This is a genomic window from Sphingomonas phoenicis (assembly GCF_047238005.1).
Classification (GTDB): domain Bacteria; phylum Pseudomonadota; class Alphaproteobacteria; order Sphingomonadales; family Sphingomonadaceae; genus Sphingomonas.
In genome coordinates this window covers 364,064-385,684 of sequence record NZ_JBDFMC010000002.1, presented here as the reverse complement: position 1 = coordinate 385,684, position 21,621 = coordinate 364,064, and the positions used below count along the sequence as shown (strand labels likewise).

39 protein-coding genes are annotated in these 21,621 nt (G+C 64.0%); 22 read left to right on the top strand and 17 right to left on the bottom strand.

Annotation, left to right across the window (positions count from 1 at the left end; genetic code table 11):
- Window positions 1–26: 26 nt before the first annotated feature.
- From ABC319_RS02740 to ABC319_RS02660, 17 genes are all read right to left on the bottom strand, one after another.
- A complete protein-coding gene (locus ABC319_RS02740; protein WP_413068764.1) occupies window positions 27–377 on the bottom strand; it encodes a Lar family restriction alleviation protein in 351 nt (116 codons plus the stop codon).
- Window positions 374–880, bottom strand: coding sequence for a hypothetical protein (locus ABC319_RS02735; RefSeq protein WP_413068763.1), 507 nt, complete (start codon window positions 878–880; stop codon window positions 374–376). The genes ABC319_RS02740 and ABC319_RS02735 overlap by 4 nt, the downstream gene beginning before the upstream one ends.
- Window positions 877–1,089 (bottom strand): hypothetical protein, encoded by a 213-nt coding sequence (locus ABC319_RS02730; RefSeq protein WP_413068762.1) that lies wholly within the window; start codon window positions 1,087–1,089, stop codon window positions 877–879. The genes ABC319_RS02735 and ABC319_RS02730 overlap by 4 nt, the downstream gene beginning before the upstream one ends.
- Entirely contained in the window at window positions 1,086–1,490 is a 405-nt protein-coding gene (locus ABC319_RS02725) for a recombination protein NinB (RefSeq protein ID WP_413068761.1), read from the bottom strand. Before ABC319_RS02725 ends, ABC319_RS02730 begins: the two co-directional genes overlap by 4 nt.
- Window positions 1,483–1,833: a hypothetical protein gene (locus ABC319_RS02720; protein WP_413068760.1), complete on the bottom strand. Its 351-nt coding sequence runs from the start codon at window positions 1,831–1,833 to the stop codon at window positions 1,483–1,485. The genes ABC319_RS02725 and ABC319_RS02720 overlap by 8 nt, the downstream gene beginning before the upstream one ends.
- Window positions 1,833–2,276: a single-stranded DNA-binding protein gene (ssb, locus tag ABC319_RS02715; protein WP_413068759.1), complete on the bottom strand. Its 444-nt coding sequence runs from the start codon at window positions 2,274–2,276 to the stop codon at window positions 1,833–1,835. The genes ABC319_RS02720 and ssb overlap by 1 nt, the downstream gene beginning before the upstream one ends.
- On the bottom strand, window positions 2,276–2,599 hold the full coding sequence (locus ABC319_RS02710; protein ID WP_413068758.1) for a hypothetical protein: 324 nt from the start codon (window positions 2,597–2,599) through the stop codon (window positions 2,276–2,278). Before ABC319_RS02710 ends, ssb begins: the two co-directional genes overlap by 1 nt.
- A gap of 1 nt (window position 2,600) precedes the next feature.
- Window positions 2,601–3,296, bottom strand: a complete 696-nt coding sequence (locus ABC319_RS02705; protein ID WP_413068757.1) for a hypothetical protein — start codon at window positions 3,294–3,296, stop codon at window positions 2,601–2,603.
- A gap of 12 nt (window positions 3,297–3,308) precedes the next feature.
- Window positions 3,309–4,001 carry an ERF family protein gene (locus ABC319_RS02700; protein WP_413068756.1) on the bottom strand — a complete coding sequence of 231 codons (693 nt, stop codon included), beginning with the start codon at window positions 3,999–4,001 and terminating at the stop codon, window positions 3,309–3,311.
- Entirely contained in the window at window positions 3,998–4,198 is a 201-nt protein-coding gene (locus tag ABC319_RS02695; RefSeq protein WP_413068755.1) for a hypothetical protein, read from the bottom strand. The genes ABC319_RS02700 and ABC319_RS02695 overlap by 4 nt, the downstream gene beginning before the upstream one ends.
- On the bottom strand, window positions 4,198–4,419 hold the full coding sequence (locus tag ABC319_RS02690) for a hypothetical protein (RefSeq protein WP_413068754.1): 222 nt from the start codon (window positions 4,417–4,419) through the stop codon (window positions 4,198–4,200). Before ABC319_RS02690 ends, ABC319_RS02695 begins: the two co-directional genes overlap by 1 nt.
- Window positions 4,416–4,661: a YdgH/BhsA/McbA family protein gene (locus ABC319_RS02685; protein ID WP_413068753.1), complete on the bottom strand. Its 246-nt coding sequence runs from the start codon at window positions 4,659–4,661 to the stop codon at window positions 4,416–4,418. Before ABC319_RS02685 ends, ABC319_RS02690 begins: the two co-directional genes overlap by 4 nt.
- Window positions 4,658–4,966 carry a hypothetical protein gene (locus tag ABC319_RS02680; RefSeq protein ID WP_413068752.1) on the bottom strand — a complete coding sequence of 103 codons (309 nt, stop codon included), beginning with the start codon at window positions 4,964–4,966 and terminating at the stop codon, window positions 4,658–4,660. Before ABC319_RS02680 ends, ABC319_RS02685 begins: the two co-directional genes overlap by 4 nt.
- Entirely contained in the window at window positions 4,963–5,229 is a 267-nt protein-coding gene (locus tag ABC319_RS02675) for a hypothetical protein (RefSeq protein WP_413068751.1), read from the bottom strand. Before ABC319_RS02675 ends, ABC319_RS02680 begins: the two co-directional genes overlap by 4 nt.
- Window positions 5,230–5,246: 17 nt before the next feature.
- Window positions 5,247–5,750: an HNH endonuclease family protein gene (locus ABC319_RS02670; protein ID WP_413068750.1), complete on the bottom strand. Its 504-nt coding sequence runs from the start codon at window positions 5,748–5,750 to the stop codon at window positions 5,247–5,249.
- Window positions 5,751–5,846: 96 nt separating this feature from the next.
- Window positions 5,847–6,689, bottom strand: coding sequence for a LexA family protein (locus ABC319_RS02665; protein ID WP_413068749.1), 843 nt, complete (start codon window positions 6,687–6,689; stop codon window positions 5,847–5,849).
- Between the two features lie 119 nt (window positions 6,690–6,808).
- Window positions 6,809–7,171 carry a hypothetical protein gene (locus ABC319_RS02660; RefSeq protein WP_413068748.1) on the bottom strand — a complete coding sequence of 121 codons (363 nt, stop codon included), beginning with the start codon at window positions 7,169–7,171 and terminating at the stop codon, window positions 6,809–6,811.
- Between the two features lie 38 nt (window positions 7,172–7,209).
- On the opposite strand from ABC319_RS02660, the gene ABC319_RS02655 reads away from it, so the two are divergent.
- The 22 genes from ABC319_RS02655 to ABC319_RS02555 all read left to right on the top strand — a co-directional run bounded on the left by ABC319_RS02655 (window position 7,210) and on the right by ABC319_RS02555 (window position 21,618).
- On the top strand, window positions 7,210–7,620 hold the full coding sequence (locus ABC319_RS02655; RefSeq protein WP_413068747.1) for a hypothetical protein: 411 nt from the start codon (window positions 7,210–7,212) through the stop codon (window positions 7,618–7,620).
- Window positions 7,617–8,357, top strand: a complete 741-nt coding sequence (locus ABC319_RS02650) for a DNA cytosine methyltransferase (RefSeq protein WP_413068746.1) — start codon at window positions 7,617–7,619, stop codon at window positions 8,355–8,357. The genes ABC319_RS02655 and ABC319_RS02650 overlap by 4 nt, the downstream gene beginning before the upstream one ends.
- A 295-nt stretch (window positions 8,358–8,652) precedes the next feature.
- Window positions 8,653–9,105 (top strand): hypothetical protein, encoded by a 453-nt coding sequence (locus ABC319_RS02645; RefSeq protein ID WP_413068745.1) that lies wholly within the window; start codon window positions 8,653–8,655, stop codon window positions 9,103–9,105.
- Window positions 9,102–9,263, top strand: a complete 162-nt coding sequence (locus ABC319_RS02640; RefSeq protein ID WP_413068744.1) for a hypothetical protein — start codon at window positions 9,102–9,104, stop codon at window positions 9,261–9,263. Before ABC319_RS02645 ends, ABC319_RS02640 begins: the two co-directional genes overlap by 4 nt.
- Entirely contained in the window at window positions 9,263–9,685 is a 423-nt protein-coding gene (locus tag ABC319_RS02635; RefSeq protein ID WP_413068743.1) for a hypothetical protein, read from the top strand. Before ABC319_RS02640 ends, ABC319_RS02635 begins: the two co-directional genes overlap by 1 nt.
- A 19-nt stretch (window positions 9,686–9,704) precedes the next feature.
- Entirely contained in the window at window positions 9,705–9,971 is a 267-nt protein-coding gene (locus ABC319_RS02630; protein WP_413068742.1) for a DUF2312 domain-containing protein, read from the top strand.
- 2 nt (window positions 9,972–9,973) lie between these two features.
- The gene (locus ABC319_RS02625) at window positions 9,974–10,180 is read left to right on the top strand and encodes a hypothetical protein (protein ID WP_413068741.1); all 207 of its coding nucleotides are present in this window, start codon (window positions 9,974–9,976) and stop codon (window positions 10,178–10,180) included.
- A complete protein-coding gene (locus ABC319_RS02620; protein ID WP_413068740.1) occupies window positions 10,180–10,539 on the top strand; it encodes a DUF1064 domain-containing protein in 360 nt (119 codons plus the stop codon). Before ABC319_RS02625 ends, ABC319_RS02620 begins: the two co-directional genes overlap by 1 nt.
- A gap of 14 nt (window positions 10,540–10,553) precedes the next feature.
- Window positions 10,554–11,132: a hypothetical protein gene (locus ABC319_RS19845; RefSeq protein WP_488199616.1), complete on the top strand. Its 579-nt coding sequence runs from the start codon at window positions 10,554–10,556 to the stop codon at window positions 11,130–11,132.
- On the top strand, window positions 11,038–11,670 hold the full coding sequence (locus tag ABC319_RS02615) for a hypothetical protein (RefSeq protein ID WP_413068739.1): 633 nt from the start codon (window positions 11,038–11,040) through the stop codon (window positions 11,668–11,670). Before ABC319_RS19845 ends, ABC319_RS02615 begins: the two co-directional genes overlap by 95 nt.
- Window position 11,671: 1 nt before the next feature.
- Window positions 11,672–11,845: a hypothetical protein gene (locus ABC319_RS02610; RefSeq protein ID WP_413068738.1), complete on the top strand. Its 174-nt coding sequence runs from the start codon at window positions 11,672–11,674 to the stop codon at window positions 11,843–11,845.
- Window positions 11,846–11,869: 24 nt separating this feature from the next.
- Window positions 11,870–12,406 carry a hypothetical protein gene (locus ABC319_RS02605; RefSeq protein ID WP_413068737.1) on the top strand — a complete coding sequence of 179 codons (537 nt, stop codon included), beginning with the start codon at window positions 11,870–11,872 and terminating at the stop codon, window positions 12,404–12,406.
- A 450-nt stretch (window positions 12,407–12,856) separates the two neighbouring features.
- On the top strand, window positions 12,857–13,468 hold the full coding sequence (locus ABC319_RS02600) for a putative metallopeptidase (RefSeq protein ID WP_413068736.1): 612 nt from the start codon (window positions 12,857–12,859) through the stop codon (window positions 13,466–13,468).
- A gap of 2 nt (window positions 13,469–13,470) precedes the next feature.
- The gene (locus ABC319_RS02595; RefSeq protein WP_413068735.1) at window positions 13,471–13,941 is read left to right on the top strand and encodes a DUF2280 domain-containing protein; all 471 of its coding nucleotides are present in this window, start codon (window positions 13,471–13,473) and stop codon (window positions 13,939–13,941) included.
- Entirely contained in the window at window positions 13,928–15,328 is a 1,401-nt protein-coding gene (gene terL, locus ABC319_RS02590; protein ID WP_413068734.1) for a phage terminase large subunit, read from the top strand. The genes ABC319_RS02595 and terL overlap by 14 nt, the downstream gene beginning before the upstream one ends.
- A 41-nt stretch (window positions 15,329–15,369) precedes the next feature.
- Entirely contained in the window at window positions 15,370–17,316 is a 1,947-nt protein-coding gene (locus ABC319_RS02585) for a phage portal protein (protein WP_413068733.1), read from the top strand.
- Entirely contained in the window at window positions 17,313–17,768 is a 456-nt protein-coding gene (locus tag ABC319_RS02580) for a hypothetical protein (RefSeq protein WP_413068732.1), read from the top strand. The genes ABC319_RS02585 and ABC319_RS02580 overlap by 4 nt, the downstream gene beginning before the upstream one ends.
- A gap of 113 nt (window positions 17,769–17,881) precedes the next feature.
- Window positions 17,882–18,730, top strand: coding sequence for a putative phage head morphogenesis protein (locus ABC319_RS02575; RefSeq protein WP_413068731.1), 849 nt, complete (start codon window positions 17,882–17,884; stop codon window positions 18,728–18,730).
- 61 nt (window positions 18,731–18,791) lie between these two features.
- Window positions 18,792–19,445, top strand: a complete 654-nt coding sequence (locus tag ABC319_RS02570; protein ID WP_413068730.1) for a hypothetical protein — start codon at window positions 18,792–18,794, stop codon at window positions 19,443–19,445.
- The gene (locus ABC319_RS02565; protein ID WP_413068729.1) at window positions 19,442–19,735 is read left to right on the top strand and encodes a hypothetical protein; all 294 of its coding nucleotides are present in this window, start codon (window positions 19,442–19,444) and stop codon (window positions 19,733–19,735) included. Before ABC319_RS02570 ends, ABC319_RS02565 begins: the two co-directional genes overlap by 4 nt.
- 89 nt (window positions 19,736–19,824) lie before the next feature.
- Window positions 19,825–21,156, top strand: coding sequence for a DUF2213 domain-containing protein (locus ABC319_RS02560; RefSeq protein ID WP_413068728.1), 1,332 nt, complete (start codon window positions 19,825–19,827; stop codon window positions 21,154–21,156).
- A gap of 12 nt (window positions 21,157–21,168) precedes the next feature.
- Entirely contained in the window at window positions 21,169–21,618 is a 450-nt protein-coding gene (locus ABC319_RS02555) for a structural cement protein Gp24 (RefSeq protein WP_413068727.1), read from the top strand.
- Window positions 21,619–21,621 lie beyond the last annotated feature (3 nt).

Genomic DNA, 21,621 nt, shown 5'->3' with positions numbered 1-21,621 from the left:
TGCACGAGCGATTTTACTGGGCTTCCTCACCGCAGCACCGCCTTAGCGCGCTCGATCCATTGCACGCGTTCGCTTGGCGACATGATCTTCGTGCCATCGAACAGTACCTCTCGCAGCCGATCCACCGGGATTGCCGGTACTGTGAGGCTGGTGGCGCGGGTGTTCCATTCTGCAATGACAGCCGGCTTACTAACGGCCCACAATTCTCGATCATGGATCGGGCATTGCGCTCGGGTCATGCACTCAATAATCCAGGCCGTAGAGTGACTATCGTCGGGCCGCATGGATGCCTTGCCGCCACAGAACGGGCACGGGAACAGCACCCCCTCCCCTACGTTCGGGCTCCCGGCGTTGCTCGGGGTTGCGGGGGCGGTCATGCGCTGGGGTCCTGACGAGCGGCCAGAAGCTGGGATGCGGCAGTCCACTCCGCATCCTCCTCAAGGAGGCGATCAATCTCGTGACGGGCTTCCTCGACACTAGTCGCGTAGCCGTGGCGCCAATCGCTGACGTTGTCCGGATCAAAGCCTGGATGCTGGAACCAGTAGCCGAAGAACGACTTGCTGATGTGCCAGCCGCGATGCCAATCGGTGGACTTCGCTGCTACGCTCATTCCCCCTCTCCCGTCTTGGTGCGGGCGATGGCGGCGGCTTCCTTCGCCTTCCCGGGCGAGCTTGGCGCGGGCCAGGTGCAGCGCGTCGTCGAGCGCCACTGCCTCGCTGGTTGCGCTGTGGCCGTCCGCCTCTACGGTCGCACTGACGCTGCCGTTGGGCGTGTCGGAGCAGCCGGCATGTGCCGCAAAGCCGATCGTGACCGACTTCTCGTCAGCGTGGCGCAGGCTGGCCAGCATGGCGCCGATGGAGTTGATCTCGTCGCGGGTCATCGTGCTGCGATCCAGATAATCAGCCCGAAGACAATCGCTGCCGTCAGCACGTACTGGTAGCGTACGGCCCAGCTGTCGCGCTGGCGGGTGGGGGCGAGCGGTGCTTCCATCGGCTGGATTCGTCCGCGACTCCGCTCACGCTGCCACGGGGTCTGCGTCGGCGTAAGCAGCGCCTGGTCGGGCGCGCTCTTGTGGACGGATGCGGTCACGCGGCAGTCCTTTCATGATGGGGTTCGGACCAGCGCACGTCGTGGCGAGCGCCAAATTCATAAATCAGCTCGACCAGCGCGGAGAATTGCTCGACTGTCAGCGTCGAGGAGCGCAGCCCGATCGGGAACATGCCCTGCCCTTCCAGCGTCGGCAGGAAGCGCATCTCGGCTCCCAGCGCGTTCAGGAAACGCAGCTTGATATCGTCCGCGCTGAACGCTGCCATGGCGGGCACCTGCTTTTGCAGGTCAGCCAGCATCGGCCACAGCTTGCGGTTCTGCGCGTCCCGGCGTGTCTCGGCACCGACCTTGACGGTGTAGCCAAGCGGTGCCTGGTCGATGATGCGGTGAGCGTAGGCGCGCTGGGTGTCGCCCAGCAGCTTGACGATGGGGAAGTTAGCCACGGGCCCTCTCCTGCTGCTCTTGCTGGATTTGCGCGCGGCGGGGGCTGGCTGCGATGAAGGCGCGGATCAGCGCTTCGACATCCTTGCCGCGCCAGAAGGTGGCCTCGCCAATCCGGTGCTGGCGAGCGTGGCAGCCATCGCGGCCACCGCACAGACTGACCGTGCGCCAGTCATCAGGCTTTTGGCCGATGCCGGCGCCCGACCCGAGGCGGACGTGCGCCACCTCGATCGGAGCGACGGCACCGCACATGCTGCACGCGAAACCGCGGACAAAAGTGCAATGAGCTTGCGACCGCCAGCGGGTGGCGCGCTTAGGCTTCTTGGGGAGGCGTTGCGGGAGCATCAGAATGGCGCCCCGAAGTCGGTATCGTCATCGAAGCCGCCACCGTCAGCGATCGGCGCGGGAGCCTGCCCCCGGCCACCTTCCGCGCCAGTCGGGCCGTCCAGCATCGTCAGGACACTGCTGAAGCTCTGAAGGACAATCTCGGTGCTGTACTTGTCCGCACCCGACTGGTCCTGCCACTTGCGGGTCTGGAGCGCGCCTTCGATGTAGACCTTGCTGCCCTTGCGCAGAAACCGCTCCGCGACGTTCGCCAGCCCTTCGTTGAAGATGGCGACCGAATGCCACTCGGTCCTCTCCTTGCGCTCGCCGGTAGCCTTGTCCTTCCAGCTTTCCGACGTGGCGATGCGGAGGTTCACCACCTTACCGCCATTCTGGAAAGCTCGGCTCTCGGGGTCACGCCCCAGATTGCCGACGATGATTACCTTGTTCACGCTGCCGGCCATCAGAACGCGACCTCATCTTCAGCGGACACGAATGCCGGTGCAGGAGGATCAAGCGGGGCAGCGACTTCAACGTCAGGGTAGTGGGCCCGCGACGGATCAAACCGGGTGCCAACCACTTCCGCGGAGGTGGTGATCGACGACATGACAGCTAGGACGTGAAAGGTACGTCCCATGTTGACGGACGCGAGGCGGGCAGCTTCCGCCTCAGCAACGTCGCGGCTTGCGTGCTTCACGACCGGCGAGCGGCCGTCCTCGTTCCACACAAGCCAGAAAGGAGCGCCGGGCGCATACCCGTAATCGCGAGCAAACTTGATATCGGTCATGTCAAAAAGCCTCTTTTCGAGTGTCGACGATCACGCCGTCGATCGGCCGCAGCTTGAAGTTGCGGCGCACGTATTCTTCGATGAAGGCGGTGACCGCCCCGCGGTCGTTGCGAGCGATCCAGTTGAGCGCGGCGCGGTGATCGGCGATCTCGTAGACCTGCACCGTCCGCATACCCTTGACGGTATCCTTCGCGGCACGCGCTGCCTGCTTGGCAGCCTCCTCCGCTTCCTTCAGCAGGTCATCGGCTGCCCGCTGTTCCGCGATGCTGGCTGCGTTGGCGGCAAGGTGCGCCTGCCGCGCTTCCTCAGCCTTGGCGCGGGCTTCAGCCTCAGCCTTCAGCCGTGCCTCTTCCTTCTCCTGAGCGAGCTTTGCCTTGTAGGGCGACTGCGCGGCGACGAGGCACTTCACCTGCCGGTCGAGGTCATCCTGGGTCGGCTTCCACCGCGCTACCTCGGCCTTCCACACCTCGTGCAGCGGCTTGGTGCAGTCGTCGCGCGCGGTATCGACAGCCTTGCGCGCCGCCTTTAGCGACTTCAGCAAATCGTCGGTTGCCTTCAGTTGGCCGTCGTTCTCGACGACTGCACCGTCCAGCCAGTTGGTGACCTCCTCCAGAACGTCGCCGTAAGGCGCGAGCGCGAGATCGATGGGGTCGGGTGGATTGTTACCGCCGATGACGGCGCGCAGGTTCGTTGCCACTGTCAGGGCTCCTTAGTACGGAATTTCGTCGTCGAGATCAGCGCTCGCCTGTCCGCCCGCCGGCGCCAGCTCGCGCTTCGGCTGCATAGCCAGCCAATCCATCAGCCTTTTGAACCGAGCGGCTGGCAGATCTTTCACGGAGGGAATTTTGCCGGTTTCACAGATTTCCCGGGCGTCGATGTTCTTTGCCGTGGCTAGGTCCATCATCTGCTGCCGCTGTTCGTCTGTGATCTTCGCCTCAGGCTTGACCGGATCGTGGCGCGGCTGCTGCCGAGGCGCTACGTCGTGCGTGGTGGCATCGGCGTCGTTGTCCCCTTCCGTGGGGATGCAGAACGCCTGCATGGCGGCATACTTGTACGCTGCCGACATCGCCTTGTTCGTCGACTTGTCGGCGCTGTCCATCGCCTCGCCGGGGACGCGGATCGTATGCTTGCTGCCGTCCTCTGCCGCCACGAAGTCGAACTCGACATCGACGGTGGTGTAGAACAGCGCGCCCCCCTTGGCGCTGGTGCGCTCGACTTGGCTCCGCTCAATGCAGCGCGGCAAGATGCACAGGCCATGCTTCGACAGCAGCGGCGACAGCGCGTTGAACACGTCGTCGATGCCGCGGAAGTTATAGCCCTGCTGGCTGTTGCGCCGGTCCTTGCCGATACCGTCGCGCGCCATCTCGCCCTGAACAGCGGCGATTGCCTGATAGACCTTCATGACTGGCGCTCCTCGCGCTTGACGAAGCGACCACCGGGGCCGCGAGTGGTGTGGACCTTGGCCAGCTGGGCGCGCAGATCGTTGCGCTCGCGGATCAGCTTGACGTTGGCGTTGAACAGCTTCCGGTTGGCGCTGTCGCTGTCGGCAAGCTGACGGACCACACGGTCATGCTCTGTGCGGGTGATGAAGCGGAACATCAGGCGTCACCTCCGAGCGTGTCGTAGTCAGCCTGCGTCAGTTCCGGACGCGGGTCGCGATAGGCCGGCCGATGCACACGGCACTTGCCGCCCGGCGTCAGCAGGGTTGGTTGCCGTAGCGGCTGCTCTTGCTGGCATCGCGGGCACGGCGCACCGAACCGCGCGCGGATCATACGGCGCATGTCCCTGAGATCGCGGTACATGTCGATCATGTCGCTCATGCCTCTGCCCCTACAGTCGGATTGTCGCGCTCATCGACACGGGCGCGGGTCCACGTGTCCTGTTTGCCAGTGAGCAAGTCGGTGATGACGTAGGACTGTTTGGCGTCCGCGCGGCGGGCCAGAGCCTTCGCCAGTTCATCGGCGGAGTAGAAGCTGTCGGTCGCGGCAACCAAACGGGTGTCCGGCAGCGTGTCCCAACGCTCGTGCACGAATGCGTACAGATGACGATCGCTGAAGCTCATGCCACCCTTCCCGTGATCTGGTTCAGGGGAGCGGAGAACGTGTCCTCCATGCGGGCGTAGTTCCACGCGTCACGGGGAAGCGTACCGCCGCAGTCGATGGTGATCTGCTCGTCGTCGAGGTCGCTGACGACCCGATCGCAGCCGTGCGCAATCTTGTCGGCACCGTGCGAAAAGGACAGCTCGTCCGCGAGGAAGCGGATCAACTCGACCTGCTCACGATGCGAGCGGTTGACCATGAGGCGCTTGATGCTGTCGAGGACAGTCGGCTCAGGCGCTGCGGTGATGGGGCGGAACGGGGCGTTCATGCCGCCACCGCCTCAAGATCGGCAACGCTGACCTCGGTCAATAGCGCGGCAGCGTCAGCGCGAGCGGCCTTCAATGCGTCGGCCAGCTTGTCGCCCTGACCGATGGCGCAACGCAGGTCTTCCCGCACATTGAACGTGACCGTGAAGAAGCCAGTGCGCTCGTTGCCAAAGCTGGCATCACGAAGCTGATAGCTGAAGGTCGGGTTGGCTCCGACAGCGACCAGCGTCGCTTCAAGCCTGTCGATGTTGGGGGTGATGTCCACCGGGTTTCTCCCTGCCGTCAGGCGGATGGGGCCTGCGCCTTCAGCGAGGCGCGGCGGTTGATGAAGTAGCCCGCACGAACCCGACGCTGGCTATCTGCCTTGCGGCAGGTAAGGCAGCAGCGACGACCGTTGCGGATGATGGTGTTATCGGCGGTGCGAGCGTGGCCGTTGCGACAATGGTCGGCACTTACGAGGTTGGCGCCCCGACGTGGCGCACGACGCTTTGCCAGCATGTCGGCCACGTTCTCGCGGTGCGTGCCCGGCCAGATATGAGCCGGGTTGACGCAACAGGGATTGTCGCAGCTATGACAGGCGAGCAGATCCGCCGGGAACTGACGGCCGTTGGCCAGCGCCCACGCAATCCGAGAAGCGGTAACGTGCTTGTAGGGGCGAACGGCGGTCAGCCGGAACTGACCGTAGCCTTTGGAATTGCGATGACCACGCCAAAGCCAGCAAGCCTTCGGATCGCCGCGCGGTGCCAGTTCGGCAAACCGCTCTTTCTGTTCGAGGGTGAGTTGCAAGGTGCTTCTCCCAATCGCGGCACTGCGCCGCGTTGAGAGCTATAAATCACATTGCGATGTGTTCTACAAGCCCAAAATCACATTCCGGTGTGAAATTTAGATGTGCCGCTGACGGTAGTCACCGACCACCAAGCCCTTGACCTCGATCCACGATACGTGATCGCCGGGGGTTGCAACGTCGATTGGGGATTGGTGGGCGGGGTCGGTAGAGCGCGGCCACAGCCATTGCTTGCCATCAACGATCCGCAGCTCTTTCACCGTCGCTTCGATCTCGCCGTCGAGCGAATGCGCATAGACGATCACGTGGTCGCGATCCCGTGGGGGGCGAGCGTCCAGCATGTCGACCCAGATCACCACCGAACCAGGCGGGTAATCCAAATTCATCGAAGGGCCACGGACCTCTAGGGCCTTGGCATTCTTCCTAAAACGCGGTTGCACAGGCACATCAATGGCATACCAGCGCGATTGATCCCACTCAACCGCATCCCTGAAAGCGCCGGCCTCGACATAGCCGACCACCCATAGAGCGGTCGGGCTCGCGGACTCCGGTTCATCACCGCTAAGCTGCCAGACAGGCACCTTAGCAGCCCGCGCCAGCTTGCCGTACGTGATCGCGCTGAGGCTGTTCGACCCCTGATCGTTCAAGAAGTTGTAGATCGAATTGGCGCTGACGCCCGCGTCCTTCGCCCAACGTGCAACCTTCAGCCCATGCTCCTGCATGAAGGTGCGCAGAATTTCGCGGCGTTCGTCGGGAGTGCGGCTCATGTCCCGATCGATATCACGCACTTTCCCCATCATGATGTGATTGTAGGCTTGTAAATCACATCGCGATGTGTTTATCTCTGCCTCATGGTTACAAGCACCATCGAGCGCATCCGAGCGCATCTCAAGCGCCCCGGCGTGACCAAGAAAGGTCTTGCCGAGCAGGCCGGGCTTCATCCGAACACTCTCCAAGGCGTGGAGGATGCGCGCTGGAACCCCAGCGCTTCCACCTTGATCGCGTTGGAGGCTCATGTGCCATCCGAGGCTCGCGCAGCATGAGCGCGCATCACCAGCCTCTATCCTGCGAGGAATGGCACAATGACTGCGACGACAATGGCGATAATTGCTGCGATCGCAGCTGCCCACGCGGCGTTCTTCGCGCTTCTCGCGATCTGGAGGCTTTCCAAATTGGAGGCTTCCATCCGGGCCTCCCGCTCCGATTGAAGCGCGACATCGCGGCTCGCGCGGTCGCGAGCAGCATATTGGTCCGCGACCCATTCGCGCATCGCGACGGCCTTGAAGCTGTCCGGGTCGGTGGTGCGGGCAAGCTCAAACTCGATCTGCGCGAGCCCTCGCGCTTCGCACTTGTTCCGCACGCGCTCTCGCCAGAGCAGCCGCGCCGTCCGCTTGGCGTCGTCAGAAAGAGCGTCCTCGTCCATCGACCGACACTGCCCGCATCCATGCCGGAGTCAATCGCATGACCCAGCACCTCATCAGTACAGGTGACGTGCATCTGGTGCGCTATCCGTTCGTCCGCACGACCTTCGAATCGATCGGCGAGGACGGCTACGAAACTGTTGCTTCGTGGCAACCGGGCACCATCGCCGAGTCTGGCTACGATGACGTCAGCTACGGCGCGGATGGCGAGGGCTGGCAGGAAATCACCGTCGTTGACGTGTTCCAGCCGGGTTCTTTCCCGACCCGCGTCTTCTATACGCGTCGTTGGATTGACCCGACTGGTCGAGCGTTCGGAAAGCGCCGCCTGCTGATCTGCACGCGGGAAAAGTTTCGTCGCCTGATTGCCGGTTATCGGTTTCATTACGACCTCAACCGCGCTGATGATCCGGTCGCGCCCCTCCCCACCCCGCCAGCGGGTGAGCAGGCATGAGCCGTCCACGATTGCTCGACTTGTTCTGCTGCGCTGGCGGCGCAGGGATGGGCTATCATCAAGTGGGCTTCGATGTGGTCGGTGTCGACCTTCGTCGGCAGCCACGCTATCCCTTCAAGTTCATACAAGCTGACGCACTGGAATATCTGCGTTTGCTGATCGAAACCGGCGAGATCGCTGACTTCGACGCCATACACGCCAGCCCGCCGTGTCAGGCGCATACCGCCATGAAGACGATGCACAACGCTCGTCAGCATGACGACCTCGTGCCTCAGACCCGTGCGCTTCTCCAGCGCGCCGGCCTGCCGTGGGCGATCGAGAACGTTGTCGGTGCGCCGCTGGTCCACCCAATCACGCTGTGCGGCACGATGTTCGGCCTGGGGGTCGATGACGCTGACCTTCTGCGTCACCGCCTGTTCGAGTTGAGCCACCCGATTACCTTCGTCCCGCAATGCCAGCACGGACAGCGCGATACGATCGGCGTCTACGGTGGACATGCTCGCAATCGCCGCCGCGCGCGCACCATCGGCATCTACGGCGAAGGCGCGCGCGACAGCCGCCGCAAGTTCGACAAAGGCGTGCCCGATTTCACGGTCGAGGACGCCCGCCGCGCGATGGGCATCGACTGGATGACGCTGGCGGAACTCTGCCAAGCCATCCCCCCTGCGTACACTCGGTTCATCGGTGAGCACCTGATGCATCAGCTTTGCTCCGCAGACGCGCGGGAGGCCGCATGACCTCCCCCCATCCCAGCGCGGGTTACATCCCCGTTACCGCGCATGGGCGCCCCGGCAGCGTCTCCTCCCTGGGTGCTGCCGGGGCTTACCCGCCCGCTGAGAACCGTTGCCGGTCCTGCCGCGAGATCCTGTGTTCCTGTCCTGACGCTGTGTTCGCCGGTGTCGCGCCAGCGATCGACCACAGCGTCCACGAAGAACGCGAACAGCAGGGCCCGAGCGTACGCGACTCGTCGCTCCTTCGGGGCCTGCTGCCAGCGGGGATGATCGACCAATTCCATATGATCGGAGATAACCTGTGATAACGGGCAATGTCCGTCCCGACGCGCCGCTCTCCAAGGCGAAGTTCGGGCGTCTCGTAGCGCAAGCATGGGGCCGCATCTGGCCTGTCGTCGGCAAGGCCGTGATGGCTGAGCGGATGGAGGTAGACGCCAAGCTGATCACCCGCGGGTGTGGCGGCGAGAACCTCCCCGAGGCTCACAACCTGTTCAATGCGCTGCTGGTCGATCCGACCGCGCTCGACGAGGTGCTGGCGGAATACGGCTTCTCGCTGTGCCCGCACCGGTCAGCCGCGGCCAATGATCTGGAGTTGGTCGCCGGCCTGTCGAACGGCGTGACCGAGTTCCTGCGCCGCATTCAGGATGGCCGTCGCTGCCACATCGACACGGCGGTGCTGGCTGAGCTGTTCCGCCCGCTGATCCCCGCCATGCAGGGCATCGTCGACGAGCATGACACGCGGAGGGCGGCATGAACATCGACCGCATCATGCACGGCTGCCAGCGCCGTGAGCTGGTGGACCTTGGCGGCGCGACACCGGTCGTCGTCGTCGAGCCGCTGAAGTTCTTGCCGGTTCGCTACGGCGCCCATGGCCGGCGCAACAAGGGCTACTACGCCCGGGTGGTGTCGTAATGGAGCCCACCGTCAACGAGGCCGCGCTGTACACGCTGCTGGCCGACTGCGCCCGCCGCGCACTCCCCTGCCCCACTAACCGGCAGATGGCGACCCGGCTCAAGCTCAACGAGCGCACCGTCTGCGGCATGATGAAGAGCCTGCGCCTCAAGGGGCTGATCCGGGTGGAGTCACAGCGGATGAAGTACCGCATCGTGACGCTGCCGGCGCTGGGACTGACCACCTGCACCAAGGCCAAGCTGCCGGACGTGCACGTGCCGTTCCGCGATACCCCGGTCGTCGCGCTCGACACCGAGATGGTGGCGGACGCCCGCTCCGCCTCTGCCGAGCTGCTGCGCCGTCACCTGATCACCGGACAGCACTGGATCACCAACGCCGATAGCTTCCGCGCCACCTGCGCGACGGTCGGCCTCGCAGCCTAATCCACAAGGGAGAATACCTATGTCTGACGAACGCGTTGAGAATTTTGCGGGTGGCCAGGTTGCTGCCGACGAGCTGCGCCTTCTGATCGAACGAGCCGAAAGGCTTGAGGAAGAGAAGAAGGGCATCAGCGACGACATCAAGGACGTGTTCGCGGAGGCGAAGGGTCGCGGCTACGACCCCAAGGCCATCCGGAAGATCCTCGCCATCCGCAAGAAGCGGAAGGAAGAGTATCAGGAGGAAGAGGCCATCCTTGAGGTGTACCTCTCCGCGCTGGGGATGATCTGACCATGCGCGGCCTGATCGCACGCATCCTCGCCGGTCAGGCCGCGCCTGTTCGGCACCCGCTGGTCGCTGACATCGAGGACAGCATTGCCGCGCGTCGTCGCGAGCGACTGTCCCGGCCGGCGTCGAATGAGGCCAAGCGCTTCGCCCGCGCCCAGCCCAAGGTCGACCAGCTGCGCCATGAATATGCCATGCGGCACGTGACGTTCTGATGGCCGGTGCCTCAAAATACCGGGCCATCAAGACGCCCTGCGCTGGTGGCCACGTCCACGACAGCAAGAAGGAAGCCGCGCGCTGCGACGACCTTCGCGCGCTGGAGGACATGGGCCACATCGCTGAGCTTGAGCATCAGCCCGAGTTCCGCGTCGAGATCGATGGCAAGCTGATGTGCAAGTACCGGGCGGACTTCGCCTGGTGGAAGGGCGGCGTACGCGTGGTCGAGGACGTCAAAGGCGTCACCACCCCCGTCTTCAACCTCAAGAAGAAGCTGGTCGAGGCCACGCACCCCGGCGTCGTCATCACCCTGTACCCGCCTCGCGTCCGCAAGAAGCGGAAGGTGAAGGCCGCGTGACCGTATCCGCCCTCATGGAAGCGATGGCCGCTGCTGGCGCTCCTATGGAGGCCATCATCCTCGCCGTGCGCGCGCTGGAAGAGAAGGACGCGCATATTGAGGCTCGCCGCGCTGGCGATCGCGAACGCAAGCGTCGTCAGCGGGCCGGGACAGTCACGGGACAGTCACGTGACACAGCCGGGACAGTCACGGTCGTTTCCCCCTCCCCTTCTTCCTCCCCAGACCCCTCCAATAACCCCACCCCCGTACACACACCCACGAGCCCCGCGAGCGCGACCCGAGCATGGGCTTGCCCGGATGGTGTTGATCCTCGGCACTGGTCGGACTTCCTCGCAAACCGGAAGCGCAAGCGTCTGACCAACTCGGAAACGGCGCGAGAGGGTGTGCTGAACGACCTCGCGAACCTGGCCGACAACGACTGGCCTCCCGGCCGGCTCGTCCAGCTTGCCGCAGCCAAGGGCTGGGGATCGATCAACTACCCATCGGACGGACCACGACATGCGCAACGAAATCCAACGCACGGCAGGCCACAATCAGGCGACGGGCTCGGGCCAACAGCTCGCGCAGCACTCCGCGTCATCGGTGGCGGCTGAAGTCGCCCGCAACCTGCACAACCTGACGCCCGCGACGGCGAACGACATCACGATCGCGGTAGCACCTTGCCTCGCACTGGTGGGCGGCGTCGGCATGAACGAGGAAGGCCGCATCGAATGGCTCCGGGCTGCGACCGAAGCTCTGCGCGGCATGCCGACCGATCTGCTGCGCCGCGGGTGCGATGCCGCCAAGCGCCGCGCCGATCACCCCAGCAAGATCATCCCCGCCATCATGGATGAGGTGCAGGACACGTGGGAGTGGCGAAAGGCGCAGCGCTCCGCGCCGCTCGACAATCGCCACATTGAGCCAGAGAAGAAGGTTTGCACGCCTGAAGAGGCAACCGAGATCCTTAAGCGCTATCGCGTCGGCAGTTACGCGAAAGAGCAGCCCGCCAGCTACGCGAGCCAGCCGACGCAGATGCCGGCAACCGCTGATCCCGATCGCCCGTCACGCAAGCCGACCCGCGAGGATTATATCCGCCTCTTCGGCATCGACCCCGAAGCACCATCCGCTCCGCCTGCGGCAGAGGCGGCATGATGTGCCCGACAACACTGGCCGCGCGCCTCGCCATGAGCTTGTCGACATCCGCTTCCGCAACGGCACCATCGCCCGTTCAGTCGATCCCTCCAAGTACCGGTGGAGCCTCGACGATCCCAAGTTCGGGGGAGCCTCACCGGGCGACGTGGTGTCGTGGCAGCCGAGCAAGAATTAACATGGATCATCGGAGACAGCGGGCATGAACGCACTCGCCACCATCGAAGCGGCCGCGCCCCCCGCTGGCTTTACGGATTGGCTGTCTACCGGCAAGGATCTGCTGACGAAGCGTACCGCGATCGAATGGCAACTGGCCGACTGGATCGCAGACGGCCGTGAGCAGTTCGGGCATCAGGCGGAATTCGACTTTCTCGCGGACGAGCTGGGTATCGCGCCCAAGGCGCTGAAGAGCGCGGCCAAGGTCGCCGCTGCCTTCCCGCCGCACATGCGCGACACCAGCCTGACGTTCGAACATCACGAGGCTGTTGCCGGTCTACCCACCAGCGATGCCATGGCGCTGTTGAAGGCTGCGAGCGCCGGCCACCTCGACGAGCGCGAAACCCGCGTCGAAGCCGTGAAGCGGCGGGCAGAGATCGGCCAAGGCACCCTCATCGACGACGACTGGGAGCATCACCAGCTGATGGCGATCCAGCGCGCGTGGAACCGCGCCCAGCCCAACGTCCGTGCCGAGTTTCTGGAACTGGCTGCTGAAGCCGAATTGGGGGTCATAGACGCATGATCGGATACCGCCCGCCTTCCACCAAGGCGATCCCTCCCTGTCCGCCTGAGTTCGCAGAGCAGTTTGCCAAAGGCGGGTGGGAGTTGATCGAGCGCCTGTACGGTGGACGCACCGACCTCCACCTCAAGTGGGTGGCCATGTCCGGTGCCGAGTGCCGCATGCCCAAGCGCCGTACCCGCAATGGCTGCATCATGGCGGCGGTAACCCCTGACGCTCCAGCCGCTAACGGAGGTAAGCCATGCCCCATGTAAGTGACCACGCGATCGTTCGATATCTAGAGCGCGTCCACGGCGTCGACATGGACGCCATCCGTGCAGAGATCGTCACCCCTGTCGTCCAGTTGGCAGAAGGATTCGGCTGCGGCACTGTGGTAGGCCGTAACGGATGTCGGGTGATGATCCAGGATGGGGTCGTGACCAGCGTCTGGCCCAAGCGGCACAGGGGGCGGCGATGAACCGGCCTTTGCCACCTGAGAGCATGGCGGACGTGAATGAGCAGTTTGAACCCGCCGACGACTTGCGCGAATGGATCATCACCACCTTCATTGATCCTGAGGGCGCCTTGGCCAACAGTGACCATGCCCACCTCGCCGATGCCGAGCTTGGAGTGCTGTGGACCAACGTCGACAACAGCCGGAACATGCGGACGGTGATCGGCCAGGCCGAGCTTATGCCGCCCATGGCGATGGGGAAGTGGCAGAAGGCACGGGCCATGCAGCAGATCGAAGAGTGGTTTGGTGACGTGCCCGACTTCCTGCTGACCTTCCACGCCGCGGCCGCAAGCACGATGGACGATGCGTCGTTCTGCGCTTTGGTCGAACATGAGCTATATCACTGCGCACAGAAGCGGGATCAGTACGGCATGCCCAAGTTCACGCAGGATGGGCGACCCAGCTTCGCCATTCGCGGCCATGACGTGGAAGAGTTCGTCGGGGTTGTCGCCCGCTACGGCGCAGCAGCAACGTCGGTAGCTGATATGGTGGCCGCGGCTAACCAGCGACCCACCGTCGCGCTGGCCGATATAGCGGGAGCCTGTGGCACCTGCGCCTTGAAGGCGGCTTGATCGTGGCTGACGAACCGAACAAGCTGACCGACGACGTGAAGGCCCATATCGTACAGGGTCTGGCATCGTTCGATACCCCTTCGCAGGTCGCCGCGTCCGTCAAGGCAAACTACGGCGTTACGGTCAGCCCGCAGCAGGTCGAGGCCTATGACCCCAACAAGCGGGCAGGGCAGAGGCTGTCGGATAAGTGGCGGGTGATGTTCGAAAGCGCCCGAAAGGCGTTCATTGACGACGCCGCGGCTATTCCGATCGCGCACCGGTCGACTCGGCTGCGGGCATTGTGGCGCATGGCCTCGCTAGCGGAGAGCAAGGGCAACCTCGCTCTGGCGGCGAACCTCCACAAGCAGGCAGCGGAAGAGATGGGCAACGCCTATACGAACCGTCGCGAGCTGACCGGCAAGGACGGCAAGGACCTTCCCGCCGTCGCCCCTGCTGTCGCCGTGTTCGCGCTGCCTGACAATGGAAGGGGCTGACCCGCAGATCGTCGCAGGCCAGACGATCGTACCGCAGGCAGGCCCGCAGACCACGTTCCTAGCTTCACCCGCTGACATCGCGATCTATGGCGGTGCGGCAGGGGGCGGCAAGACATGGGCGCTGCTGATGGAGCCCCTGCGGCACGTCCATAACCCCGGCTTCGGATCGGTCACGTTCCGGCGATCGACGGTGCAGATCCGGAACGAGGGCGGCCTGTGGGACGAGAGCGCCGTGCTGTACCCGCAGATGGGAGCGGACCCGAAAGAGCATGTGCTGTCGTGGTCGTTCCCTAGCGGCGCTTCGTGCAGTTTCGCCCATCTCGAACACGACAAGACCCGGTTCAACTGGCAGGGCTCGCAGATCCCGCTCATCAATTTTGACGAGCTGACGCATTTCACGCCGACCCAGTTCTGGTACATGGTCAGCCGCAATCGATCGATGTGCGGGGTCCGCCCCTATATCCGAGCGACCTGCAATCCCGACGCCGATAGCTGGGTTGCAGACCTGATCGGCTGGTGGATCGACCAAGAGACGGGGCAGGCGATTCCGGAACGAGCTGGCAAACTGCGCTGGTTCGTCCGTGTCGGCGAGGATCTGAAATGGGCGGATGACCCCGCCGACCTCGCCATCCACACCATGCTCAACGAGGACGGCGAGCATGTGCCGATCCCGGCGAAATCGCTGACGTTCATCCCGGCGAAGCTGACCGACAACAAGGCGCTGATGGCGGCTGACCCCGGTTACATGGCGTCGCTGCTGGCATTGCCCATGGTCGAGCGTGAACGGCTGCTGGGCGGAAACTGGAAGATCCGGCCTGCGGCGGGGCTATATTTTCAGCGATCGTGGTGTCGCGTCGTCGATGCTGTACCTGCTGGGACGGTGTTCGGGCGCGGCTACGATCTCGCCGCCACCCCGCCGACGCCAGACAATCCCGATCCCGACGCCAGCAGCGCGACGAAGATCGGGCGCATGCCTGACGGCCGGTACATCGTCGTCGACAGCCGCAGCGTGCAGGAGACGCCGGCTGGGGTCGAGCGGTTCATCGCCAACACCGCCAGCGCGGACGGGACCAAGGTCGTCATCTCGCTGCCGCAGGACCCCGGGCAGGCCGGCAAGAGCCAGGTCAAGGCGCTGACCTTGATGCTGTCCGGCTACACCGTGCGGTCGTCGACTGAGACGGGCGACAAGGTGACGCGTTTCGGTCCATTCTCCGCGCAGGCCGAGGCCGGCAACGTCGACATCCTGCGGGGCGATTGGAACGACCGCTGGTGTACCCAGCTGGAAGGCTTCCCCGTCGCGAAGCATGACGACTACGTGGATAGCACCTCCCGGGCTTTCTCCGTCGTCGCCCTTGAGGGTGGCCGCTACAACCTCGACGCCTTCTGACGGCGGTAACACCCGTCATGGCCTGACCATACCCCGGCAGCATGGCCGGCTCTGCAATCCTCGACAGCCGCGGCAATCCCATGGCGATGCTGGATAGCGTAACATCGGCCATCCAATCAGCCGCCACGGTCCACCCCTTTCAGCAACAGCAGAGTGCGATGTCGCACCTGTTTGCCCCTCAGCTAGCGTTCGCCGCCTATCTCGCGAGCGGGCTGCTCCAGAAGGTAATCGAGATCCCCGCATCCGATCGCGTCCGCGAGTGGCGCGACTGGCAAGCGGACAAGGATCAGATCGAGGCGATCGAGGCGGAAGAGCGCCGGCTGGGGCTGGTCGCCAAGGTCAAGCAAGCTGAAACCCTGCGCGGTATCGGCGGAGGCGCCCTGATCCTCGCCGCCCCTGGCAACCCTGATCAGCCCATCGGTGACATCAGCAAGGGCCAACTTCAGGCGATCAACGTCGTGTCACGTTGGCAGCTCACCGGCGAGAATTACGTCACTGAGTTGACCGACCCCGCCTACGGCACGCCGCGCATGTGGTCGATGGCGAACGAAAAGGCCACGGCCAAGATCCACCCCAGCCGCGTGATCTGCTTTCGCGGCGATCCTCTCCCGTCCGGCTACGGCGTGTCGGGCGATCAGCTATTCTGGGGTCAGTCTCGCCTCGTCCGCGTGTGGCGTGACGTGGAGCGCTCCGACCAGGCGCAGGGCTGGTTCGCGGCACTGGTGCGCAAGGCCAAGCTGCTGCGCATCGGCATCCCGAAGCTGACCGACTACACCATGACCGACAACGGGCAGCAGCGACTTGATCGTCGCATGGCCGCAATCGCCATGGGGGAAAGCGTCCTCAACGCTACAGTCTTCGATAGCGGCGACGGTATGACCCCGGCAGAGACGATCACGGACTATCAAGTCCAGTGGACCGGCATTCCCGCTATGATGGATGCGTTCGACCAGCGCGTTGCTGCGGTTGCCGACATTCCCTTCACCCGCCTTATGGGCCGCTCGCCTGCCGGCATGAACGCGACCGGCGCCTATGACGATCAGAACTGGGCCAAGACGGTCAGCGCCGGGCAACAGCTTGAGACGCGGCCGTGCTTGGAGCAGCTGGACCGCACGCTGATCCAGTCCGCCGGCGCCGATCCTGAGAAGGTGACGTGGAAATGGGCGCCCCTGTGGGCACCCACTGAGAAGGAAGATGCCGACACCTTCAAGGTGCTCATGGAAGCCGTCGAGAAGGTGCAGGGCACGGGCGCTATCCCCGATCGCGCCTTTGCTGAAGGCTTCCAGAACTTGCTTGAGGAACGGGAGTACATCCCTGGCCTCGGTGCCGCCCTGGCAAAGATCCCTGAGGCTGAGCGCTTCGGCTTGGCCGAGCGCGAGCCTGAGATCGATGCAGACGGCAATCCGATCGATCCGTCATCCATCCAAACGGAAGGAGGTGATCCAGCATCTACGCGCCGCGGCGGGGGTGACGATGGAAGCGTTGCCCCCGCGCGCCGTGCCGCCAATGATGCGAAGCCAATTTCGCTATACGTCCAGCGCAAGCTCCTGAACGCAGACGAGTTGATCCGCTGGGCGAAGGCGCAGGGCTTCAAATCGACCCTCGACGCGTCGGACATGCACGTAACTGTCCTCTACAGCCGTACGCCGGTCGATCCTATCAAGATGGGCACGACGTGGGCGGACAACGACAAGGGCGAGCTATCGATCAAGCCCGGCGGGCCGCGTGCGATTGAGAGGCTGGGGGAAAGCGCCGTGGTGCTGCTTTTCGCCTCTGACGACCTGTCGTGGCGTCATCGCGCCATGGTCGAGGCCGGCGCCTCCCATGACTATGAAGAGTACCAGCCGCACGTCACGCTGACCTACGATGCTGGCGACGTGTATCTGGACGCGATCAAGCCGTTCGTTGGTGCGCTCCGGTTCGGGCCCGAACTGTTCGAGCCGCTGGACCTCGACTGGAAGAGCAAGGTGACCGAGGCCGACGCGTGATCCGCATCAACGACGCCACGGTCACGTACACTGCCGATGGTGCCCACACGGCCTATGATGACGGCAGTTCGTACGGTGCCCAGCCACATGCCACGGCTCATTATGACGAGATCGCAGATCGTTGCGGCTATCTTGCCCGCGCGACGGTAGCTACTTGGCCCCTTGATCCGAGCGACGATGAAGAGGCGGCTGCCCGCCTTGCCTATTGCCGCGAGCATGAGGTGTTCCACCACATCGTTGGCGGGCTGTTCTACGGCGGTCGTTCTCCCATCCTGTGGGCGCTGGCACACGGCAGCGAAGTGACGCCCGAGCAGGCCGCGCTTGAAGAGGCGATGGTCATGACGGTGCAGCGCTGGGTACGTGCCGGCGAGAGGCCGATCATCGGCGGGGTGGAATGGGATGCGGTGCGGGCGAACGCACTGGCGCTCTTTGAGGCTGCTGTGGTATGCTGATGGAGCAGAGGCCCGGAGGCGGGATATGCGTTGAAGCCGGGGCGGCTCCCGGTGGAGCGGGTAAGCTAGGCTTGCGGGGAGATAGACGCCCCCGCCCTCTGCGAGCGTGACCCGTGCGCATAGACCTGCCCGCCCTCGCCCGCCGCGCGACAAACCCACGCCGCAAGTCCGTGACGCTGCGGGACATCGTGCCCCCTGCCGTACTGGCGACCGACCTGTACCGGTCCAGCTACCTGCCGGTCGTCACGATCTGGGCTAACGCTGCCGAGCGGATCATTGCCGAGTACGAGCGCAGCCTTTCCGCGCTGACCACCGATGCGCCGGCCGATCTGACCGGCATCCTCGACCAGACCGAAGGCGAGATGAGCCGGCTGGTGCTGACCCTGCGCCCTGCCCTGCGTGATTGGGTGCTGCGGATTGAGCGGTACATGCGGTCCAAGTTCATCGGCGCGGTGCTGGCGGCGAGCAAGGTTGACCTGTCGACGTTGCTGGGCCCAGAAGATGTTGCGAAGACGCTGGAGCAGGTGCTGGAATGGAACATCAATCTTATTGATGACGTAAGCACGCAGGCGCGCCAGCGGATGTCCAATGCGGTGTTTGCCGGACTAACGGCTCGCAAGCCAGCACGAGAAGTCGCGGTAGAGATCCGGCAGGCCACTGGCTTCGCTCGCGATCGGTCCATTCGCATAGCCTCGCACCAGCTATCCTCGCTCACCAGCCAGCTAGCGTCGGAGCGTAGGCGACAAGCTGGCATAGATGTCTGGGAGTGGCGGCATAGTCGCAAGCTACACCCGCGGAAAGACCATCAGGCTCGCGACGGCCACTACTATACCGACAATCCAGCTATGGCCGGCAAAGAGGTGGACGGGAAGATCGTCCAGGTCGCGCCAAAAGCTGACGACTTGCCGGGAATTCCTCCCGCATGTGGTTGTCGCGAAAGAAGTGTGCTAGTATTCAGCTGACGGACCGACCCGGGGGTGGAGCCCCGAACCGGTCCTGACCACAACGCGAAGGAACCGCGCCATGGCTCAGAAGCCTCTACTTGATCTACTCAACGGTGTCACCCGGTTCGGCAAGCTGACGTTCTTAGGAGAGGCCGAGCGTTCGCCCACGATGAGGCGAGGGCTGTTTCGCTGTGATTGCGGAGTTACCAAGCCGATGGGCTTGCATCACATCCGAGCCGGTAAAACTGTAAGCTGCGGCTGCGAAAATGCTCGCCGAGCCTCATCACGCTTCACCAAGCACGGGGCTTATCGGGATCGGACTTACAAGTCTTGGAGCGCTATGATGCAGCGTTGTCATAACGAGGCCAGCGACAGCTACCCAGCCTATGGCGGGGCGGGGATCACCGTTTGGGCCGATTGGCATGGGCCCGAAGGCTATCATCGCTTTTTGGCGTACGTCGGGCCGCGTCCTGCTGGCTGTAGCATCGACCGAATTGACAATGACAAGGGGTATGAGCCCGGCAACGTGCGCTGGGCGACTACCAAAGAGCAGATGAACAACCGTCGCCGCTCGCGCCCGCTGACTTATAACGGCGAGACGATGAATGCGAAGGACTGGGCTCTACGGCTAGGTATGGGCCGCAACACCATTTACGAACGACTTCGGGCCGGATGGAGTGTTGAGCGCGCTCTTTCCGAACCGGCACATATGTGTGGAGGGCGAGTAGCGTGACCCCGCTGGAACGCGCAGCACGGGCGCTGCACAAGGATTATATCGAGAGCCGTATCCGTATGGGTGTGAACCCAAACGATCTGCCTTCGTGGGATGACTTGGGGGCAGATGGCGAATTCTCTTTCTACACCCCTGCCCGCGCCGTCATTGAGGCGATCCGCGAGCCAAGCGCGGAGATGGTCGCGGCTGGAGACGCTACAGACCAGATGGCAAGCGTCAACGGCCCGCACGCTGACACTCCGCCTCTACTCGTGTGGCCTGCCATGATCGACGCGCTGCTAAGAGAATAGTTGGTCAGTGGTGACACGATACGCGCGTGGGGTCACGCAGCCGCTGACGGCGGTAACGACCCTGCGCAACCCCTGCCATTCGTCCGATTATGTTCATGTCGGACGTACTTACCCTGGATGCACCGCGCCGCACGGCTGACGGGTATCTGGCCGTCCGTGCCAAGGCCGCCCGCACCGGTGTGTATCAGTACGCCGGCCATGAGGTAGATCCCGACAACAAGTACGGGCTGCGCGATCAGGCGAGCGTCAATGTCCTGCGGGACGATGCCGACGTGTTCGACAAGCGGTCGGTTCATTCCTTCATCGGCAAGCCAATCACCAACGATCACCCGACCGAGGCTGTTACTGCGTCGAACTGGAAGGATCATGCCGGCGGTGTCGTCATGGGCGCGATCCGCGATGGCGATCACCTCGCGTTCGACCTGATGCTGACCGATGCCGACGCGATCGCGAAGGTGGACGCGGGCAAGCGGGAATTGAGCAACGGCTATTCGTGCGACCTCGTCCACGGTGATTTCGTAGCGTCGGACGGTGTCCGTTGCGCTTTCAAGCAGACCAACATCCGCGGCAACCATGTTGCAATCGTCGACAAGGGCCGCGCCGGGCCCGCGTGCGCGATCCGCGATGCTGCAACGTGCGAGTCAGTCCCGCTGTCGTCCCTTTCCGACAGCGTGGAAGGCGCGACCACATGGCTGAAGAAAGCCATCGCGCTGCACAAGAAGCACATGGACGGCACCGCGCCCACAACCGGCGCGGCTGGCGAGAAAAGCCAGATGTTGATGATGACGCAGATGGAAAAGGCGCTCGCCGAGCTTGAGCCCGGCTCAGGCGGCAAGACCATGAAGATGGACCATTTCAATGACGGAGTACTGCCCGTGAAGACCATGCTGATCGACGGCCTCACCGTCGACATCGCCAATGCCGACACGGCGCAGGCGACCATCACCACCATTCTCGCCGCTCGCGACGCGGCGAACACCAAGGTGTCCGGACTGGAGACGCAGGTCGCCGCCTTGACGACCGACAAGGCTACGCTGGAGGCGAAGGTCACCACGCTGGAGCAGGCCGTCAAGGACGCGAAGCCCACCCCCGCCCAGCTGCGTGATGCGGGCAAGGCGCTGATGCTCTCGGCTGGCAAGGCCAAGGCGCTCGGTGTCGCTGTCACCGACGAAATGGACGAGGGCCAGATCATGGCCACGACCGTCAACGCGAAGATGGGTGACAGCGCCAAGGGCTGGAATGCCGATCAGATTGCCGCCTCGTTTGCGGTGCTGACGAAGGACGCCAAGGTCGACGACGCCAACACGGTCACGCCGATCGGCTCGCCTATGATCATCGGCGACAGCGCTGCCGGTCTGTCCGCCGCACGCAAGGCGTGGCTGGCTGGCAAGCAGACCGCCCACCTCAACACCGCCGCTTAAGGGGATCGAACGATGGCAGTGCTTCAGAACAGCTTCGCCGATGATATCGCGACCGGCTATCCGGGCATGGAAGCGGATGGTGAGCTTTCCAGCATCATCAGCCGCACACTGGAGGCCGGTCCAGCGTGTGCTTTCGGCCGTCCTGTATACCAGGGCGCCAACGATCGCGGCGTGACACTCACCGTCTCGGCGGACCTGATGGGTTTTGCGCTCACGAACCGCTTCCTCGTCGTCACCGCAGATCGCCCGGTCGATGCCTATGCGCCCGGCGACACGGTGCGCGTGAAGAACCGTGGCAAGCTTTGGGTGCAGTCCACCACGGCCACTACGGATCGCGCGCAGGTCTACATCACCGCTGCCGGCGCGGTCACCGCGACGGCGAGCGGCAACACCGCCGCTGCCGGGTGGCAGTTCGACGACACCATTGCCGCTGCGGGCGTTGTCCGCATCGTGCGCCGCTAACGG

Bases quoted from the DNA above. Each gene is read 5' to 3' on its own strand.
- ABC319_RS02740 (WP_413068764.1), bottom strand. From the start codon at position 377: ATGACCGCCCCCGCAACCCCGAGCAACGCCGGGAGCCCGAACGTAGGG.
- ABC319_RS02735 (WP_413068763.1), bottom strand. From the start codon at position 880: ATGACCCGCGACGAGATCAACTCCATCGGCGCCATGCTGGCCAGCCTG.
- ABC319_RS02720 (WP_413068760.1), bottom strand. From the start codon at position 1,833: ATGCTCCCGCAACGCCTCCCCAAGAAGCCTAAGCGCGCCACCCGCTGG.
- ssb (WP_413068759.1), bottom strand. From the start codon at position 2,276: ATGGCCGGCAGCGTGAACAAGGTAATCATCGTCGGCAATCTGGGGCGT.
- ABC319_RS02710 (WP_413068758.1), bottom strand. From the start codon at position 2,599: ATGACCGATATCAAGTTTGCTCGCGATTACGGGTATGCGCCCGGCGCT.
- ABC319_RS02700 (WP_413068756.1), bottom strand. From the start codon at position 4,001: ATGAAGGTCTATCAGGCAATCGCCGCTGTTCAGGGCGAGATGGCGCGC.
- ABC319_RS02695 (WP_413068755.1), bottom strand. From the start codon at position 4,198: ATGTTCCGCTTCATCACCCGCACAGAGCATGACCGTGTGGTCCGTCAG.
- ABC319_RS02690 (WP_413068754.1), bottom strand. From the start codon at position 4,419: ATGAGCGACATGATCGACATGTACCGCGATCTCAGGGACATGCGCCGT.
- ABC319_RS02685 (WP_413068753.1), bottom strand. From the start codon at position 4,661: ATGAGCTTCAGCGATCGTCATCTGTACGCATTCGTGCACGAGCGTTGG.
- ABC319_RS02680 (WP_413068752.1), bottom strand. From the start codon at position 4,966: ATGAACGCCCCGTTCCGCCCCATCACCGCAGCGCCTGAGCCGACTGTC.
- ABC319_RS02665 (WP_413068749.1), bottom strand. From the start codon at position 6,689: ATGAAGCCCGGCCTGCTCGGCAAGACCTTTCTTGGTCACGCCGGGGCG.
- ABC319_RS02660 (WP_413068748.1), bottom strand. From the start codon at position 7,171: ATGGACGAGGACGCTCTTTCTGACGACGCCAAGCGGACGGCGCGGCTG.
- ABC319_RS02655 (WP_413068747.1), top strand. From the start codon at position 7,210: ATGACCCAGCACCTCATCAGTACAGGTGACGTGCATCTGGTGCGCTAT.
- ABC319_RS02650 (WP_413068746.1), top strand. From the start codon at position 7,617: ATGAGCCGTCCACGATTGCTCGACTTGTTCTGCTGCGCTGGCGGCGCA.
- ABC319_RS02640 (WP_413068744.1), top strand. From the start codon at position 9,102: ATGAACATCGACCGCATCATGCACGGCTGCCAGCGCCGTGAGCTGGTG.
- ABC319_RS02635 (WP_413068743.1), top strand. From the start codon at position 9,263: ATGGAGCCCACCGTCAACGAGGCCGCGCTGTACACGCTGCTGGCCGAC.
- ABC319_RS02630 (WP_413068742.1), top strand. From the start codon at position 9,705: ATGTCTGACGAACGCGTTGAGAATTTTGCGGGTGGCCAGGTTGCTGCC.
- ABC319_RS02625 (WP_413068741.1), top strand. From the start codon at position 9,974: ATGCGCGGCCTGATCGCACGCATCCTCGCCGGTCAGGCCGCGCCTGTT.
- ABC319_RS02620 (WP_413068740.1), top strand. From the start codon at position 10,180: ATGGCCGGTGCCTCAAAATACCGGGCCATCAAGACGCCCTGCGCTGGT.
- ABC319_RS19845 (WP_488199616.1), top strand. From the start codon at position 10,554: ATGGAAGCGATGGCCGCTGCTGGCGCTCCTATGGAGGCCATCATCCTC.
- ABC319_RS02615 (WP_413068739.1), top strand. From the start codon at position 11,038: ATGCGCAACGAAATCCAACGCACGGCAGGCCACAATCAGGCGACGGGC.
- ABC319_RS02605 (WP_413068737.1), top strand. From the start codon at position 11,870: ATGAACGCACTCGCCACCATCGAAGCGGCCGCGCCCCCCGCTGGCTTT.
- ABC319_RS02600 (WP_413068736.1), top strand. From the start codon at position 12,857: ATGAACCGGCCTTTGCCACCTGAGAGCATGGCGGACGTGAATGAGCAG.
- terL (WP_413068734.1), top strand. From the start codon at position 13,928: ATGGAAGGGGCTGACCCGCAGATCGTCGCAGGCCAGACGATCGTACCG.
- ABC319_RS02585 (WP_413068733.1), top strand. From the start codon at position 15,370: ATGGCCGGCTCTGCAATCCTCGACAGCCGCGGCAATCCCATGGCGATG.
- ABC319_RS02570 (WP_413068730.1), top strand. From the start codon at position 18,792: ATGGCTCAGAAGCCTCTACTTGATCTACTCAACGGTGTCACCCGGTTC.
- ABC319_RS02560 (WP_413068728.1), top strand. From the start codon at position 19,825: ATGTTCATGTCGGACGTACTTACCCTGGATGCACCGCGCCGCACGGCT.
- ABC319_RS02555 (WP_413068727.1), top strand. From the start codon at position 21,169: ATGGCAGTGCTTCAGAACAGCTTCGCCGATGATATCGCGACCGGCTAT.